Source organism: Mesorhizobium sp. M0016 (assembly GCF_040324035.1).
Classification (GTDB): Bacteria; Pseudomonadota; Alphaproteobacteria; order Rhizobiales; family Rhizobiaceae; genus Mesorhizobium.
This window is the reverse complement of sequence record NZ_JAMYVM010000046.1, coordinates 1-17,459: the sequence shown is the minus strand read 5'-3', so window position 1 is coordinate 17,459 and position 17,459 is coordinate 1. Positions and strand designations below refer to the sequence as shown.

Annotated in this window: 15 protein-coding genes; 9 read left to right on the top strand and 6 right to left on the bottom strand. The window is 63.4% G+C overall.

Features of this window, described 5'->3' with window-relative positions; all coding sequences use genetic code 11:
- The first annotated feature begins 258 nt into the window (after positions 1-258).
- Positions 259-969, top strand: a complete 711-nt coding sequence (locus NKJ88_RS32380) for an RlmE family RNA methyltransferase (protein WP_023700576.1) — start codon at positions 259-261, stop codon at positions 967-969.
- Positions 970-1,191: 222 nt separating this feature from the next.
- Here NKJ88_RS32380 and NKJ88_RS32375 read toward each other — a convergent pair whose 3' ends face one another.
- Positions 1,192-2,613, bottom strand: a complete 1,422-nt coding sequence (locus NKJ88_RS32375) for an MFS transporter (RefSeq protein ID WP_352446910.1) — start codon at positions 2,611-2,613, stop codon at positions 1,192-1,194.
- Between the two features lie 243 nt (positions 2,614-2,856).
- Here NKJ88_RS32375 and NKJ88_RS32370 point away from each other — a divergent pair, with 243 nt between their 5' ends.
- From NKJ88_RS32370 to NKJ88_RS32350, 5 genes are all read left to right on the top strand, one after another.
- Positions 2,857-3,102: a type II toxin-antitoxin system Phd/YefM family antitoxin gene (locus tag NKJ88_RS32370; RefSeq protein WP_023673036.1), complete on the top strand. Its 246-nt coding sequence runs from the start codon at positions 2,857-2,859 to the stop codon at positions 3,100-3,102.
- Complete coding sequence (locus NKJ88_RS32365; RefSeq protein WP_023673035.1) at positions 3,099-3,554, top strand: PIN domain-containing protein; 456 nt, start codon at positions 3,099-3,101, stop codon at positions 3,552-3,554. Before NKJ88_RS32370 ends, NKJ88_RS32365 begins: the two co-directional genes overlap by 4 nt.
- A 142-nt stretch (positions 3,555-3,696) precedes the next feature.
- A complete protein-coding gene (gene guaB, locus NKJ88_RS32360) occupies positions 3,697-5,199 on the top strand; it encodes an IMP dehydrogenase (protein WP_023734161.1) in 1,503 nt (500 codons plus the stop codon).
- A 19-nt stretch (positions 5,200-5,218) separates the two neighbouring features.
- Entirely contained in the window at positions 5,219-5,788 is a 570-nt protein-coding gene (locus NKJ88_RS32355) for a hypothetical protein (RefSeq protein WP_023749016.1), read from the top strand.
- Positions 5,789-5,810: 22 nt separating this feature from the next.
- Positions 5,811-6,230 carry an MAPEG family protein gene (locus NKJ88_RS32350; RefSeq protein ID WP_352446909.1) on the top strand — a complete coding sequence of 140 codons (420 nt, stop codon included), beginning with the start codon at positions 5,811-5,813 and terminating at the stop codon, positions 6,228-6,230.
- Positions 6,231-6,288: 58 nt separating this feature from the next.
- On the opposite strand, the gene rnd is transcribed toward NKJ88_RS32350, so the two are convergent.
- From rnd to NKJ88_RS32335, 3 genes are all read right to left on the bottom strand, one after another.
- Positions 6,289-7,440 carry a ribonuclease D gene (gene rnd / locus NKJ88_RS32345; RefSeq protein ID WP_023682426.1) on the bottom strand — a complete coding sequence of 384 codons (1,152 nt, stop codon included), beginning with the start codon at positions 7,438-7,440 and terminating at the stop codon, positions 6,289-6,291.
- Positions 7,441-7,515: 75 nt separating this feature from the next.
- Positions 7,516-8,760, bottom strand: a complete 1,245-nt coding sequence (locus tag NKJ88_RS32340) for an MFS transporter (protein ID WP_352446908.1) — start codon at positions 8,758-8,760, stop codon at positions 7,516-7,518.
- Between the two features lie 104 nt (positions 8,761-8,864).
- Positions 8,865-10,070 (bottom strand): MFS transporter, encoded by a 1,206-nt coding sequence (locus tag NKJ88_RS32335; RefSeq protein WP_352446907.1) that lies wholly within the window; start codon positions 10,068-10,070, stop codon positions 8,865-8,867.
- 111 nt (positions 10,071-10,181) lie between these two features.
- Here NKJ88_RS32335 and NKJ88_RS32330 point away from each other — a divergent pair, with 111 nt between their 5' ends.
- The gene (locus NKJ88_RS32330; RefSeq protein ID WP_352446906.1) at positions 10,182-10,940 is read left to right on the top strand and encodes a DeoR/GlpR family DNA-binding transcription regulator; all 759 of its coding nucleotides are present in this window, start codon (positions 10,182-10,184) and stop codon (positions 10,938-10,940) included.
- On the opposite strand, the gene NKJ88_RS32325 is transcribed toward NKJ88_RS32330, so the two are convergent.
- Positions 10,937-11,356: a hemin receptor gene (locus NKJ88_RS32325; RefSeq protein WP_352446905.1), complete on the bottom strand. Its 420-nt coding sequence runs from the start codon at positions 11,354-11,356 to the stop codon at positions 10,937-10,939. The two genes, NKJ88_RS32330 and NKJ88_RS32325, sit on opposite strands and share 4 nt — an antisense overlap.
- 220 nt (positions 11,357-11,576) lie before the next feature.
- Here NKJ88_RS32325 and aspS point away from each other — a divergent pair, with 220 nt between their 5' ends.
- Positions 11,577-13,364: an aspartate--tRNA ligase gene (gene aspS, locus NKJ88_RS32320; RefSeq protein ID WP_023823278.1), complete on the top strand. Its 1,788-nt coding sequence runs from the start codon at positions 11,577-11,579 to the stop codon at positions 13,362-13,364.
- A gap of 229 nt (positions 13,365-13,593) precedes the next feature.
- Here the strand turns inward: aspS and NKJ88_RS32315 are convergent, their stop codons facing one another.
- Entirely contained in the window at positions 13,594-14,784 is a 1,191-nt protein-coding gene (locus tag NKJ88_RS32315; protein WP_352446904.1) for an aq_1923 C-terminal domain, read from the bottom strand.
- Between the two features lie 405 nt (positions 14,785-15,189).
- Between NKJ88_RS32315 and parC the strand changes: the two genes are divergently transcribed.
- Positions 15,190-17,442 carry a DNA topoisomerase IV subunit A gene (gene parC, locus NKJ88_RS32310; RefSeq protein ID WP_023694915.1) on the top strand — a complete coding sequence of 751 codons (2,253 nt, stop codon included), beginning with the start codon at positions 15,190-15,192 and terminating at the stop codon, positions 17,440-17,442.
- Positions 17,443-17,459 lie beyond the last annotated feature (17 nt).

Here is a 17,459-nt window from a genome sequence, read left to right as displayed (position 1 = left end):
GCCCTCAAGCACCCCCTTTCTTGTGGTCACCCGCCCCCCCCCCCCCCGCCCAGCTCCCCGCCCCACCTCTCCCCCGATCGACGGGGTAGAGGAAGGGCGCGAACTTATGCAGACCGGCGCCTTTCCTCTCCCTCCGGAGGGGGGAGAGGTGGCGCCGCGAAGCGGCGACGGAGTGGGGGAAGCCCTTCGCGAAACGCGAAGCCGCCGAAAAACGGCGGCAACTCGGCCAGCGCAAAAACTCAAACAAGAAATAACGTCATGACCAAGAAGCCGGAAAAGCCGGGCTCCGCCAGCATTCGTGTCCTCAAGACGCGGATCAAGAAGAAGAGCGGCCTGAAGGAATCGTCGCGCCGCTGGCTGCAGCGCCACATCAATGATCCCTACGTTCAGCGCTCCAAGGCCGATGGCTATCGCTCGCGCGCGGCTTACAAGCTGATCGAGATCGACGACAAGCATCATCTGCTGAAACCCGGCATGAAGGTCATCGACCTCGGTGCGGCCCCCGGCGGCTGGTGCCAGGTGGCGGCCGCGAGGACCAAGTCGACGGCAGAAAATCCGCATGTCATCGGCATCGACTATCTCGAAATGCCCGCCGTGCCCGGCGCGCCGGTGCTGCTGATGGACTTCCTTAACCCCGAGGCGCCGCAAAAGCTCGCCGAAGCGCTGGGCGGCGACCCCGATGTCGTGCTGTCCGACATGGCGGCGCCGACCACCGGCCACAAGCGAACCGACCACATCCGCACCATGCATCTGTGCGAAGTGGCCGCCGATTTCGCGCTGTCGGTGCTGAAGCCGGGCGGGCACTTTCTGGCCAAGACGTTTCAGGGCGGCGCGGAGAACGAGCTGCTGTCGATGCTCAAGAAGAACTTCCGCTCAGTGCATCACGTCAAGCCGCCGGCGTCGCGCGATGAGTCGGTGGAGTTGTATCTGCTGGCGAAGGATTTTAAGGGCAGAGACGGCACGGCGTGAAAGACGCTTCGTAGCGTTCCGTCCCTCTGTCCTGCCGGACATCTCCCCCGCAAGGGGGGAGATTGGCAGTTGCGACCGCCCCCGCCTCGCCGTTCCTTCAAAGTTGCAAGATTGGCGAAAGCCGCGTGATATCCGATCTCCCCCCTTGCGGGGGAGATGGCCGGCAGGCCAGAGGGGGGTGTGAAGGATCGCCGACGTCGACGATTTTCGTCGCGCCGCCCCTTACTTCCCAGCCGTGCTCACCGGCTCCAGTGTCTTCGGCGTCGTCATCCGGCCATGACCCGATACGGCGTTGCCGGCATCCGGCGCCAGCCGCATGAACGATACCGACGCCGCCGCTGACACTGCCGCCACGATGAAGAAGGCGATGTGGAAATCGCCGAGCGCCAGCGGTCCGCCATGGATCGAGGTCGAGACTTCCAGGATGCCGCCGGCCAGCGCCACGCCGAGCGCGATCGACAACTGCTGGAACACCGCCGTGATCGGCGTTGCCTTGCTGGTGTCTTCAGCCGTCACCTCGGCATAGGAGAGCGCGTTGACGCCGGTGAAGAACATCGAGCGGATGAAGCCGCCGACCAGCAATATCGCCAGCATCAGTGCGTAAGGCGTCTCCGGCGTGAACAGGCCGTAGATGGCGATCGTTGCCGCGGCGATCAGTGAGCCCCAGATCAGCACCCGGCGGAAGCCGGCAAGCCGGAAGATCGGCGCGGTGACGAACTTCATGCCAATGGCGCCGATGGCCGAGACGAAGGTGATCATGCCCGACTGGAACGGCGTCAGCCCGAAGCCGATCTGGAACATCAGGGGCAACAGGAACGGCACCGCGCCGATGCCGATGCGAAACAGCGAGCCGCCGAGCACCGAGGAGCGGAACACCTGGTTGCGGAACAGTTCCAGCGCCAGCAGCGGGTTCTTGGCGCGCCGCGCATGCAGCAGATAGAGCACGCCGGAAATCAGCCCGACCGCCACGGTGATGAGGCCGGTCGCCGGCGGCAGATAGGGCAGGCTGACCACCGACAGGCCGAAGACGACGCCGGAGGCCGCCAGCCCGCTCAGCACGAAACCGACGAAATCGAGCGGCGGCGTCTCCATCGAGTCGGTTTGCGGCAGGAAGCGCGTCGCCAGCCAGATGCCGATCAGGCCGATCGGCACGTTGATCAGAAAGATCCAGTGCCAGGTGAAATAGGTGGTGATGAAGCCGCCGATCGGTGGTCCCACAAGCGGGCCGACCAGCGCCGGCACCGTCAGCCACGACATGGCAGCAACCAGCTCGCTCTTCGGCGTCGCGCGCACCAGGACCAGCCGGCCGACCGGCGTCATCATGGCGCCGCCTATGCCTTGCAGGAAGCGCGAGACGACGAAGGCCGGCAGTGAATTGGAGATGGCGCAGCAGACCGAGCCGACGATGAAGACGCCGATCGCGGCGCGAAAAATGGTCTTGGCGCCAAACCGGTCGGCCATCCAGCCGCTGATCGGAATGAAGATGGCCAGCGACACCAGATAGGCGGTCAGCGCCAGCTTGAGCGCGATCGGGCTGGTGTGGATGTCGACGGCAATCGCCGGCAGCGATGTCGCGATGACGGTCGAATCCATGTTTTCCATGAACAAGGCGACCGCCAGAATGAGCGGAATGATGCGGTTCAACGAACGCGTCCGAACTGGTCTAAATGTGCCTGCCGGCCAATCCAAACAATGAAAAGGCGGGCAAGCCGATACAAACGGGCGGTTATCACGCCTCAGGCGCGATGTCGCATTAATTTGCTGTCACTTTTGTGCGACCGTGGGCGGACAAGAGGCGTCGCTGCGTTTCGCCACATTGAATGAACTTGCGAAAATTGACCGGGTTCACTATGCTGTAGTGAATATAACTACTATATGGACAATGCCATGGAAGAAGCCGTTTCCGCAGCCGACGCCAACCGCAAATTCTCGCTCCTCCTGCGCGGTGTCCGCGAAGGACAGAGCTATGTCGTGACCAGCCATGGGCGCCCCGTGGCGCGGATCGTGCCTGCAGGGCAGCCCGACCCTGCGGCGTCTCGTTCGCGCACAGCGCTGCTGTCGCGCCTCGAACGCCAGCCTGTTGTAGAAGCCGGGCGCTGGAGCCGCGACGAGCTTTACGAGGACGAGCGGTGAAGGTCGCGCTCGATACCAACATCCTTGTTTATGCCGAGGGGATCAACGGAGCCGAGAAGCGCGACATCGTTTTCGGCCTGCTGCACGACATTGCGCAAGAGGCAGCCGTCATTCCAGTCCAAGTGCTCGGCGAATTGTTCACCGTTCTCACACGCAAGGCCGGACGATCACGTGCACAAGCGCGCGACGCCCTGTTGAGCTGGCGCGACGCGTTTCCGGTTGTCGGCACGACGCCGGAGGTGATGACGGTCGCGGCTGATCTTGCGACCGATCACCATTTCGGCATCTGGGATGCGACCATCCTGTCTGTTGCCTCGCAAACCGGTTGCCGGCTGCTGCTGTCGGAAGATCTGCAGGACGGCTTCACCTGGGGCGGCGTAACGGTCGTCAATCCTTTCGCGTCACCGCGCCATGTCTTGCTCGATGCCCTGTTGGGCAAGTCCGCCGAATAGGCCACGACCGGCTTTTCATCGGCGCCGCGACGTGTTACCAGCCAGCGCCAATCCTGAAAGGGAAGAAACGAGTCGGCGCTGTCCATTTCGGTCCAGCGCTTTTTTGTATTCTCCCAGCGCTTTTCGTATCCGAGGACTGGCCATGGCAAAAATCATCGAAACGTCCACCGGCGCGCTGGCGCTGACCTTTGACGACGTGCTGTTGCAGCCCGGTCATTCCGAGGTCATGCCCGGTGAGACCGACATCCGCACCCGCATCGCCACCGACATCGACCTCAACGTGCCGATCCTGTCGGCCGCCATGGACACCGTCACCGAGGCGCGGCTCGCCATCGCCATGGCGCAGGCCGGCGGCATCGGCGTCATCCACCGCAATTTCTCGCCGGCCGAACAGGCCGAGCAGGTTCGCCAGGTCAAGAAGTTCGAATCGGGCATGGTCATCAATCCGGTCACCATCGGCCCCGACGCCACGCTCGCCGACGCGCTGGCGCTGATGCGCACCTATTCCATCTCGGGCATTCCGGTGGTCGAGAATGGCGGCACCGGCGGCCAGAAGATCGGCCGCCTGGTCGGCATCCTGACCAACCGCGACGTGCGCTTCGCCTCCGATCCGGGGCAGAAAGTCTACGAATTGATGACCCGTGAGAACCTGATCACGGTCAAGGAGAATGTCGACCAGGACGAGGCCAAGCGGCTGCTGCACCAGCACCGCATCGAAAAGCTCGTCGTCGTGGACAAGTCCGGCAATTGCGTCGGCCTGATCACCGTCAAGGACATCGAGAAGTCGCAGCTCAACCCGCACGCCACCAAGGATGCGCAGGGGCGCCTGCGGGCGGCGGCCGCCACCAGCGTCGGCGATGACGGCTTCGAGCGCGCCGAGCGGTTGATCGATGCCGGTGTCGACCTCCTGGTCATCGACACCGCGCATGGCCATTCGCAGCGCGTGCTCGATGCGGTGACGCGGGCCAAGAAGCTTTCCAATTCCGTCCGCATCCTGGCCGGCAACGTCGCCACCGCCGAAGGCACGCAGGCGCTGATCGACGCCGGCGCCGATGCCGTCAAGGTCGGCATCGGCCCGGGCTCGATCTGCACCACGCGCATCGTCGCCGGCGTCGGCGTGCCGCAGCTTTCGGCGATCATGTCGGCGGTCGAGACGGCGCATAGATCAGGCGTGTCGGTCATCGCCGACGGCGGCATCAAATATTCGGGTGACCTGGCCAAGGCGCTTGCCGCCGGCGCCAGTGCGGCCATGATCGGTTCGCTGCTGGCCGGCACCGACGAAAGCCCGGGCGAGGTCTATCTGCATCAGGGCCGCTCCTTCAAGGCCTATCGCGGCATGGGCTCTGTCGGCGCCATGGCGCGCGGCTCGGCCGATCGCTACTTCCAGGCCGAGGTTCGCGACACGCTGAAACTGGTCCCGGAAGGCATTGAAGGGCAGGTGCCCTACAAGGGACCTGTGTCTGGCGTGCTGCACCAGCTTGCGGGCGGGCTAAAAGCCGCTATGGGTTATGTCGGTGGCCGCGACCTTGCCGATTTTCGCGAACGCGCCACCTTTGTGCGCATATCCAACGCCGGACTTCGTGAAAGCCACGCCCATGACGTCACGATTACCCGCGAAAGCCCGAACTATCCTGGCGGAGCCTGACCGGCAGCCAGAGCGGTACATGCTCTGGCGCCACCAGGCGACGATCGTGCTGCGGCTGGCGCGCCATGCCGGCGCGCTGTGCTTTGCCGCCGCGGCGGTTTTCATCATCATGACGCTGCTGGAATTCTTCTATTTCCGCCGGCTGAGCGGTGGCCTGCCGTCGCTCGACGTGCGCCTTGGCGGGTTCACGCCCGACGAGGGCATGGCCTGGCTGACGGCACTCGGCCGGCGCGGCAGCGAGATCATCCTGGTCTGGCACTATTTGACTTTCGACCTTCTCTTCCCGGCGCTGCTGTCGCTGACCATGGTCAGCCTGATCCTGGCAACGGGGCGGCGGCTGAAGAATTTTCGTGCCATGCCGGTGCAGCTTCAGGCGCTGTTCGCGCTGGTCATCGTGCTGCCCTACACATGCGCCGACTACGCCCAGAACATTGCGGTGGCGCGGCTCTTGTCCGATGCGCTGTCGGCCAACCCGGATTCTCTGTCTTTCGCCTCGTCGCTGATCGTCACCAAATTCGCGCTGCTGGCGATCCCCGTCATCGTCATCGCGTTTTTGATCCTTGCCGCCCAGCGGCGTCCACAGGCATGAACGACAGAGCAGGGGCAACGCCATGAGCCAGACCGCGATTTTCTGGCCGATGCTGGCGCAGGTGTTCCTCGTCTATATCGTCTATGTCGTGATGGGCCGGCGCCGCTACGGCGCGGTCAAATCGGGCGAGGCCAAGGTCGGTCAATACAAGGTGCGCACGACCGAGCCCGGGTCGAGCGTCACGGTTGCCAACAATCTCATCAACCAGTTCGAACTGCCGGTGCTGTTCTATGTGCTGTGTCTGGCGCTGCACGCGACCAATGGCGTCAATTATCTGACCCTGGCCTTGATGTGGATTTTCGTGATTTCCCGCTATGGCCACGCCTGGGTCCACCTCACCAGCAACAATCTGCGGTTTCGCAGCCGCGCCTTCTACGTCGGCGCGATCATTCTCTTGCTGGCATGGATCTGGTTCGCGCTACACCTGGTCGGAGCGGTGTAGGGCAGTTGTTTACCCTCCCCCTTGTGGGGAGGGTCGCTCCGCGGAGCGGGGTGGGGGTCTACAAATCGAACACCGCGATCTTGCGCTTGTCGAACTTGATGCCGATTTCGCCGCGCACCAGCTTCAGTGCGGCTTCGCCGAACACGGCGCGTCGCCAGCCCTGCAGGGCCGGCACGTCGGCATCCTCGCCCTCGGCGGCGATGCGGTCGATGTCGTCGCTGGACGCCAGCACTTTCGAGGCGACGCCTTCCTTCTCGGCGACGATCCGCAACAGAACCTTCAGCAGCTCGGAGGCGGCATTGGAGCCCTCGGGCGGCTGAAAGCTCTTGGGCAGCTTCGGCATCTCTTCGCGGGGCAAAGCGAGCGCCGTGTTGACCGCGCCAAGCAATGCGGTAGCCGTCGACGAACGCTCCCAGCCTTTCGGCGTCGTGCGCAGCTTGCCCAACGCTGCCGCATCGCGCGGCGCCTGCTGGGCGACCTCGTATATGGCGTCGTCCTTGAGCACCCGGCCGCGCGGCACGTCACGCTCGCGCGCCTCGCGTTCGCGCCATGCCGCCACCGTCTGCACGATCGCCAGCTCCTGCGGCTTGCGCAGCCGCATCTTCAGCCGCTTCCAAGCGTCTTCGGGGTGCGGATCGTAGGTCTCGCGCGAAGTCAGCACCTCCATTTCCTCGTTTAGCCAATGGGCGCGGTTTTCCCGCTCCAGTTCGGCGCTGAGATGCTTGTAGACGTCGATCAGATGGGTGACGTCGGCCAGCGCATAGTCGAGTTGCTTGTCCGACAGCGGCCGGTGGCGCCAGTCGGTGAAACGCGAGGATTTGTCGAGCCGTGCGCCGGTGATGCGCTGCACCAGCTGATCGTAGGAGACGCTGTCGCCGAAGCCGCAGACCATGGCCGCGACCTGGGTGTCGAACACCGGATGGGGCACCAGATCGCCGAGATGGACGATGATTTCAATGTCCTGGCGCGCGGCATGGAAAACCTTGACCACCGCCTCATTGGCCATCAGCCGGAAGAACGGGGCGAGGTTGATGTCGGGCGCCAGCGGGTCGATCAGCGCGGTGACGCCGGGCGCCGCCATCTGGATCAGGCACAGAATCGGCCAGAATGTCGTTTCGCGGATGAATTCGGTGTCGACGGTGACGAAATCCGACTTTTCAAAAGCGGCGAGAACGGACTCGAGCTCATTTTGGGTGGTGATGACGTGCATCAAATCGCTTTTTATTAACGGGTAAGGTTCTCTTTCAATTTCAGCCATGGGCGCTTTCGTCAAGCCGCCCTCCGGTCAAGTATCCGCCGATCCGTCGGAATCGCCATTCCTGCGCGCCAGCCGCGCGAAGACGGTTGATGTGCGCAGCAGCGCCGTGAAGCGGCTGCGCTTGCCCGCCGGCACGCTGCCGCGCACCTGCATGCGGTAGAGAATGACGGCGATGAGGGTGGCGTAGACGACTGCGCTGAAGACAAACAGGGCGCCCGGTCCGAAATATTGCATGGCCGTCGAGGCCGCGAAGGGGCCACCGATGGCGCCGAAGGAATAGAAGAGCATCAAGGCGGCATTGATCAGCACGAACTCGCCCTTGTCGGCGCGGTCGTTGGAATGCGCCGCCGACAGCGAATAGAGCGGCATGGCGAAGCTGCCGAAGATGAAGACGATGATCAAATTGAGGGTCGGATCGGCGCCGGCGACGAAGACCAGCGCCAGCGCCGCGAACATGGCGCCGCATGTCGTGGCCAGAAGCACCGCGCGCCGATCCCAGCGGTCGGAGAGGTAGCCCAGCGGATACTGGATAAGGGCGCCGCCGAAAATGCCGACGCTGACGAAGGTGACGACATCGGCCACCGACATGCCGATCTGCTCGGCATAGACCGGCGACAGCGTGCGGAACGCGCTGTTGGTGACGCCGACGCAGATGCAGCCGAAGCAGCCGAGCGGCGAAATCCGCCAGACGCGGGCGAGATCGAGCTTGACGTCTTCCGGCGGCGTCGGGTTGGAGCGGTCGCCGAGCGACACCGGAACCAGCGACAGCGTGATCATCATCGACATGATGGCGAAGATGGCAAAGCCGCCGGGGCCGAAGATCGGGATCAGGAACTGCGCGCCGGTTACCGAGCCGATATCGACCATGCGGTAGACGGCGAGCACCCGGGCACGATCCTTGTTTTCGACGCCGGAGTTCAGCCACGCTTCCATGACGGTGAACAGGCCGGCAAAGCAGAAACCGCCGGCAAAGCGCACCGCGCACCACATCACCGGGTCGATCACCAGCACCAGGAGCAGCGTACTGGCAGCGGCGATGGCGGCGAGCGCTGAAAACGTCCGGACATGGCCGACTGCCTTGAGGATGCGGGTGACTGCGAGGCAACCAAGCAGGAAGCCGGCGAAATAGAACGTGCCCATCAGGCCGATGTCGGAGGCCGAAAACCCTTCCTGCGCGCCGCGCAACGCGATCAGCGTGCCCTGCAGCCCGTTGCCGCCAAGCAGGATGCCGGCGGCGATGAGGAGCGGGATCAGCGGGCGGATGGAGGACATACGGAACCGTTGCTTGGGTGGCTCCACAGTTCTGAACCATCGGTGTGGCCAATGCCAGTGGCTTGTCCCGCCGCCAACAGGTGTGTGGCTTCAGGTGCGGCCGTTCAAGCTCCGTCGGCCCTCGCCAAAGCTTCGCTCGCCGGCGCAGGCTTGCCCCGGGCAGCCCTTCGGCCAAGCGAGCCGGCGGTCAGCAGGCTGAGCATGATGAACGGGATGCCGATACCGAAGGCCGAGCGGATGCCCCAATGGTCGGAGACGAAACCGAGCAGCGGCGGGCCGAGCAGGAAGGCGACGAAGGAAATCTGCGACAGCGCCGCGACATTGATCGTCGCGGAGCGGTCCGTCCGCTGGGCTGCCGCCGAGATCGCCAGCGGAAAGAGCACGCTGCTGCCGATGCCAAGTAGCGCAAAGCCCAGCATCGATACGAGCGGGGCAGGCGAGAAGAAGACGAGCAGCACGCCCACCGCCATCGTCGCCAGCAGCACCCGCGCCACGACGCTCGGCGAGTAGCGGTCGACAAAGGAGTCGGCAAAGAAGCGCGTGCTCGCTTGCGAGAATGCAAACAGCGCCACTGTGAAGCCGGCGACGAAAGGGCCCGCATCGAACACGGTGCGCATGTAGATTGCCGACCAGTCGATGCTGGCGCCTTCCATCAGCATCGCCGACAGTGTCACCGCGACGAGGACGAGGATCGGCAGCGTCGGCCGCGCCAGCGTTGGCGCCGTCTCGTCATTGCCGGCGAAGCGGCTCGGCGCCGGTTCGTAACCGCCGAGAAACAGCGCGATTCCTGTCGCCACCATCGGTACGACAATCGCCAGGTGCAGTTGCGGCGAAATGCCGAGATGCGCAAGCGCGGCGCCGAACAGGCCGGCGCCGAAAAAGCCGATGCTCCAGAACGAATGCGCCCGGTTCATGATCCGGCGCTTGAGCAGGAATTCGGTTCTGTCGGCCTCGACATTGAGAATGATCTCGACGCTGCCGATCATCAGGCCGACCGGAAACAGCATCAGGAACAGCGCAAGCGGCCCAGGCGCATGCACGGCAATGGCAAAGACAACCGACAAAAGCGGCACCAGCCCGAGCAGCGCGCGGCGGAAGCCGATGCGCTCCAGGATCGGCGCCGCCAGCGTCAGCGCGGTCAAGGTGCCGATTGGCGTCCCAATCAGGCTTAGCCCGAGCGTGCCGTCCCCGATGCCCATGGCGTGCTTGATGTCGGGCAGCCGCGGGAAGATTTGGCCCATGGCGAACGAATAGATCGCAAAGCCGGCGTAGACCCGGTGTTGCGGAGCGAGGCGGAGGCCAAAGGTCATGACGATGCTTTCGGGGAAGAGAGTCGACGGTTGTCACTGTTTGATATGCCTACATCTTGCACAAACATGCAAATCGTGCAAGAACGTGCATGGAAAAAACAGGATCATGCAATGCTGACCGATGAGCGGCATCAAATTATTCGCGATCGCCTGGCCGTCGAGGGAAGGGTGCTGGCCGGCGAGCTGGCAGGCCGCTTCGGCGTTTCGGAAGACACGGTTCGGCGCGACCTCAGGGAGTTGGCCAAGGCCGGGCAGTGCCGCCGCGTCTATGGCGGCGCGGTCGCGGCCGCACCCTTCGCGGCCACGCCGGTCGGCCTGCGCGCCGGCCATGCCGTCGAAGAAAAGACGCGGCTGGCCCGCGCGACCGTGGCACTGCTTTCGCGCGGACAGACCCTGTTCATCGACAGCAGCTCGACCAATGCCGCGATCGCCAGGGCCATCCCGCGCGACATCGATCTGACCGTCGCCACCAATTCGCTCGAAATTGCCTACGTCCTGTCAGACCACGCTTTGGTCGAACTGATTGTGCTGGGCGGGCGGTTCGACCGCCATCTCGGCGCCTGCGTCGGCGCCGACACGCTTGCCGCTGTCGCGCAACTTGGCGCGGACCTGTTTGTTCTCGGATCCTGCGGTCTCGATGCGTCGCGCGGCGTCACGGCCTTCGATTCGGCTGAGGCCGAGGTAAAGCGGGCGATGGCCAAGAACAGCGCAGGCATCGTCATCGCTGTAACCAACGACAAGCTAGCCACAGCCGCACCCTACCGGGTCGCCAGGCCAGAGGCGATCCGCCACCTCGTGGTCGAAAAGACCGCGCCGGCCGCGATCCTCGCGGATTTCGAACGCCAGGGCGCCGAAATCCATTTGGCTTAAACGGAGCTCGGCGCGCGGGAAGTCCGGGACGCAGCATGGGCGACGAACACTTCGACATCTTCCTTTGAATAGCCGAGAAGGGCTCCTTCAAGCCTCGCCAGATCATTCGATGTGAAGATGTCAAAGGCCTCTCCGCTGCGGCACATTCTGGAGATCAACAAGCTCAGTTTGCAGCGCCATTCCTCTGTCGGCAGGCAGTAGCGGCGATCTTCCACGGACGTTTCTGGATCAAAGTGGGTGAACTTCAGGATGCGGCCTTGGTCGACAAACGGTGCAAAGCCCGCATCGCCAATATCTTCGGCGTCCACACCCGGCTCCGTCCCGAACAGGGCCATTGGCTTGTCGCCCTGAAGCATCAGTTCCAACTCGCGGCCATTGTGTGGCCCGACGCCCGGTGGAACTGTACGTTTTGGCATAAAGCATCTCCAGATTGCTTGAGGACGGCACTGTTGCGGGGAACACTTCTGGCGGCAAGCGCCAAGCCTGGCAAAGACTTCATGCTGACTAGCGGATAGAGAGACGACCCAAACCCGACTCGCCTTGACAAATCAGGCCTCCCATGCGCTTTTCGCGCAAATTTTGGACCGGGCTTTGAGCTCGGCCCACAACCCAGCACCCCGGACTTTTGACATGACAATGCATCGTTACCGCAGCCACACCTGTGCCCAGTTGAGAAAGAGCGATGTCGGCTCTTCCGTCCGCCTGTCGGGCTGGGTGCATCGCGTGCGTGACCATGGCGGCCTGCTGTTCATCGATCTGCGTGACCATTACGGCTTGACCCAGATCGTCGCCGATCCGGATTCGCCCGCCTTCAAGGTCGCCGAGACGCTGCGTGGCGAATGGGTGATCCGCGTCGACGGCGAGGTCAAGGCGCGCCTGCCGGACACCACCAACGCCAACTTGCCGACCGGCGAGATCGAAATCTTTGCCCGCGAGGTCGAGGTGCTGTCGGCAGCCAAGGAATTGCCGCTGCCGGTGTTCGGCGAGCCGGACTATCCCGAAGACATCCGCCTGAAGTATCGCTTCCTCGACCTGCGCCGCGAGACGCTGCACAGGAACATCGTGGCGCGCACCAAGATCATCGCTGAGATGCGCAAGCGCATGACCGATGTCGGCTTCACCGAGTTCTCGACGCCGATCCTGACGGCTTCCTCGCCGGAAGGCGCACGCGACTTCCTGGTGCCGTCGCGCATCCATCCCGGCACCTTCTACGCGCTGCCGCAGGCGCCGCAGCAGTACAAGCAGCTGATCATGGTTTCGGGCTTCGACCGCTATTTCCAGATCGCGCCCTGCTTCCGCGACGAGGACCCGCGCGCCGACCGCCTGCCCGGCGAATTCTACCAGCTCGACCTCGAGATGAGCTTCGTCGAGCAGGACGACGTGCTGTCGACCATGGAACCGGTGATGCGGGGCGTCTTCGAGACTTTCGCCAACGGCAAGCCGGTGACGCAGACATTCCAGCGCATCCCGTACGATGTCGCGATGCGCAAATACGGCTCCGACAAGCCGGACCTGCGCAACCCGATCGAGATGCAGGCCGTCTCCGACCATTTCCACGATTCCGGCTTCAAGGTCTTCGCCAACATCCTGGCCAACGATCCGAAGGCCGAAGTGTGGGGCATTCCGGCCAAGACCGGCGGCAGCCGCGCCTTCTGCGACCGCATGAACTCGTGGGCGCAGGGCGAGGGCCAGCCGGGACTGGGTTACATCTTCTGGCGCAAGGAAGGCGACAAGCTTGAAGGCGCCGGTCCGCTGGCCAAGAACATCGGCGAGGAGCGCACCGAGGCGATCCGCCAGCAGCTCGGCCTTGCCGATGGCGACGCCGCCTTCTTCGTCGCCGGCGATCCGAAGAAGTTCGTCGCCTTCGCCGGTGCCGCGCGTACGCGTGCCGGCGAAGAACTGAACCTTGTCGACCGCGAGCGCTTCGAATTGTGCTGGATCGTCGACTTCCCGTTCTTCGAATGGAGCGAGGAGGAGAAGAAGATCGACTTCGCCCACAACCCGTTCTCGATGCCGCAAGGCGGTATCGACGCGCTCAACGGCGACGACCTGCTCGGCATCAAGGCCTTCCAGTACGACATGGTCTGCAACGGCTTCGAGATCGCCTCTGGCGGTATCCGCAACCATTTACCGGAAACCATGGTCAAGGCGTTCGAGACGGTTGGCCTCGACCGCGCCACGGTGGAAGAACGCTTTGGTGGCCTCTACCGCGCCTTCCAGTATGGCGCCCCGCCGCATGGCGGCATGGCGGCCGGCGTCGACCGTGTCGTCATGCTGCTGGTCGGCGCCAAGAACCTGCGAGAGATCACCATGTTCCCGATGAACCAGCAGGCCTACGATTTGTTGATGAACGCGCCTTCGGAAGCCTCGCCGCAGCAGTTGCGTGATCTGTCGCTGCGTGTCGCGGCAGTGAAGAAGGACTGACAGCAGCGTTGCAGCTGCCCTTTCTCCCCGTCTCTATACGGGGAGAAATGTCCGGCAGGACAATGAGGGGCAGCACGCATGCAGGCGATTGGCGAACGGCCTTAGCAGTTGGCGCCTTCTGACAATCGGTTCAGCATCGAACTACAATTTGCACGCGTTGGCGCCGCCCCTCATCTGCCTGCCGGCACCTCTCCCCGTATAGTGACGGGGAGAAGGGAGCTAACTTCGATCAGTCTTCGTTGGCCTTGACGTGGACGCCCAGCGTCTTGGTCAGGTCGGCCGGGTTGGACATGGCGCCGGCCATGATCAGCGCGAACGGCACCGCTGCGGGCGGCTCGGCCGAAATCTCGAGGCTCTTCGGATCGTCGAGGTACTTGCTCACCGCCGCCGTCACTTCGGCGGTCAGTTCGGGATTGTTGAGCTGTGCCATGCCGAACGGCACGATCGCCTTGGCCTGGTTGGCGATGTCCTCGCCCGACATGCCCTGCTGCTTGCCGACATATTCAAGCACCTTGCCGGTGAGCGAATCGTCATCGAAGCGGATCGATGCGCTGTTGAAGGAGAGCTGCTGCAACAGGCCGAGCAGGGCCATGCCTTGCGCCGAATTGTCGGCGCCTTCGGGCTGCGCCGCCATCTTCTTCTGCATCTCCTGCAGCGACTTGACGAAGTCGACCGTGTAGCCGCCGAGGCCGAAGGTCATGCCGAGCGTGCCGGCATTCTCGACCGAGATGTCGTATTTCGACAGGTCCATCTTGCCGTCGCTCGGCTGCCAGGTGCCGCCGATTTCGATATTGCCCGAGATGTTCTGGTAGCCGAGGGCCTCGATGGCTTCCTTGGATTTCGCATCGTCGACCAGGGTCAGGTCGGCGTTGAACTTTTCCGTGGTGGCGGAAAACTCCATCGCCTTGCCGTCGGCCGGCGGCGTGATCTGGACAGCAAGCCCATCCACCGAGAAGGCGGTCTTGTCGGCAACCTTGACCGTCAGGTTTTCGAGTTCGGCCGACTTGTAGATCATCATCGAGCCGAGCGGGCCTGTAGCGCCCTCAGCCGGGATGTTGGCGTCGTGGATGACGAAGGGGGTGAGGTTGAGCGTGACGCCGTCCTTGCTGTGCTCGAAGGCCGAAGTCGTGATGGTCGCGACATCGAAGCCGCCATTGGCTTCGGTCACGCCCTCGAGCTTGACGTCGCCGATCGGCAGCGCCTCCTTTTCGGCCGCCGGTTTGACCGACACGCCCTGCAGCACCATGCTGGAATTGTCGCCGGTAACGCCGGTCCAGGTGATATCGACGCCCTGGACGGCAAGTGCGGCCTTCAGTCGGTCGGCAACCGCCGTGTCTTGCGCAAAGGCGGCATTCAGCGGCAGCGTCAGCAAAAAGGTCGAAAAAGCAAGTTTCTTGAGTGTCGAACGTTGGATTGTCATCGCGAGTTCCCTGAGAGAGTCCTGAAAAAAGTGTTTTCTCAATTCTACGCCATCACCATTCCGTGACGAACTGGACGGGAAAAAGGCGCCTTCCCGCAGATTTGTCGAAAATCACGGCGAAAGGCAAATCGGAGCGGGAGCCTTCGCCCGATGCGGTGAATATGTCATGAAGGTCGGGCTCCCCTGCGTACCGTCTCCTGCCTTAGAGAGGGCGTGTAACAGATTGATGTTGGTTGGCAACAGCACTGCTACCGTTGCTGTTGCACAGGGACGGCAAGGGGGAACATGAAGTCCGTCACATCCATTGTCGGACCTTGAGCCGCCCTCGTAAGCCCAAAGGCTGCAAAGTGCGGATTTCCGCAGCCCCGCCTTGCCGCGAATCACCCGCTCGGCTAGTCCAGCCGCATGGGAAAAAGGATTTTGCCGCCTGAAAATGGCGGCGGTGACCACATCGAACCGGTCGATCTGAAGAAGGCGCTGGAAGAGCGCTATCTCGCCTATGCGCTCTCGACCATCATGCACCGGGCGCTGCCTGACGTGCGCGACGGGCTGAAGCCTGTGCATCGCCGCATCATGCATGCCATGCGGCTGCTCAGGCTCAACCCCGACCAGGGCTTTGCCAAATGCGCCCGCATCGTCGGCGACGTGATGGGCAAGTTCCATCCGCACGGCGACCAGTCGATCTACGACGCGCTGGTGCGCCTGGCGCAGGATTTCTCCATGCGCTATCCCCTCGTCGACGGGCAGGGCAATTTCGGCAATATCGACGGCGATAACGCCGCCGCCATGCGCTATACCGAGGCGCGCATGACCGAGGTGGCGAGCGATTTGCTTGCCGGCATCACCGAGGACGCCGTCGATTTCCGACCGACCTACAATGAGGAGGATGAGGAGCCAGTGGTGCTCCCCGGCGCCTTCCCGAATCTGCTCGCCAACGGCTCCTCCGGCATTGCGGTCGGCATGGCGACGTCCATCCCGCCGCACAATGCCGCCGAGCTTTGCAACGCAGCGCTGCAGCTGATCGAGCAACCGGACGCGCCGGTGACAAAGCTGATGGAGTTCGTCCAGGGACCGGATTTCCCGACCGGCGGCATCATCGTCGACAGCCGCGCTTCCATCCTGGAGGCCTATGAGACCGGCCGCGGCGGTTTTCGCGTGCGCGCCAAATGGGGCCAGGAGGACCAGGGCAGGGGCACCTGGAGCATCGTCGTCACCGAAATCCCCTACGGCATCCAGAAGGCCAGGCTGATCGAAAAGATCGCCGAGCTTTTGATCGCGCGCAAATTGCCGCTGCTCGAGGATGTCAGGGATGAAAGCGCCGAGGACGTCCGCATTGTGCTGGTGCCGAAGAGCCGTTCGGTAGATCCCGGCATTCTGATGGAATCGCTGTTCAAGCTGACCGAGCTTGAAAGCCGCTTTCCCCTCAACATGAACGTTTTGTCGCGGGGCAAGGTGCCTAACGTCCTGTCGCTGAAGGGCGTGCTGAAGGAGTGGCTCGACCATCGCCGCGATGTGCTGATCCGCCGCTCGAAGCATCGGCTTGGCGAGATCGAGAAGCGGCTGGAAATCCTTGCCGGCTACCTGATCGCCTATTTGAACATCGACGAGGTCATCAGGATCATCCGCGAGGAGGATGAGCCCAAGCAGGTGATGATGGCCCGCTGGTCGCTCACCGACACCCAGGCCGAAGCCATCCTCAACATGCGGCTGCGCGCCTTGCGCAAGCTGGAAGAGTTCGAGATCCGCAAGGAGTTCGACGGTCTCACCACCGAAAAGAAGCAGATCGAGGCATTGCTGGCATCCGACGCCAAGCAATGGTCGACGATCAAATGGGAAGTCACGCAGGTTCGCGACAAGTTCGGCCCCGAGACCGAACTCGGCAAGCGCCGTACCCAGTTCGCCGACGCGCCGGAGCATGACCTGACCGACATTGCGCACGCCATGATCGAGCGCGAGCCGGTCACCGTGGTGGTCTCGGAAAAAGGCTGGCTGCGAGCGATGAAAGGCCATCTGGCCGACCATTCCACGCTCACCTTCAAGGAAGGCGACAGCCTCAAGCTCGCCTTCCATGCCCAGACCACCGACAAGATCCTGGTCTTCACCACCGGCGGCAAATTCTACACCATCGGCGCTGACCGGCTGCCAGGCGGCCGCGGCCATGGTGAACCGATCCGCATCATCGTCGACATGGACAACGACCAGGACATCGTCACCGCTTTCGTCCACGACCCGAAGCGCAAGCTGCTGCTCGTCTCCTACGATGCCAATGGTTTCGTCGTGCCGGAGGAGGAGGTCGTCGCCAACACCCGAAAGGGCAAGCAGGTGATGAACGTCAAGGCGCCCGACGAGGCCAAGGCCTGCGTCCCCGTGTCAGGCGATCATCTCGCCATTGTCGGCGAGAACCGCAAGATGCTGGTGTTTGCGCTCTCCGAAATTCCGGAGATGGGCCGCGGCAAGGGCGTTCGCCTGCAGAAATACAAGGATGGCGGTCTGCTCGACCTGAAACCCTTCACGCTGGCGAGCGGCCTGTCGTGGCAGGATTCCGCAGACCGCACCTTCGTCAGGTCGCGCGAGGAGCTGGCGGAATGGATCGGCGCGAGAGCGTCGGCCGGTCGCATGGTGCCGAAGGGATTCCCGCGGACCGGGAAATTTGGTTGAAGCTGCTGATCTCCCCC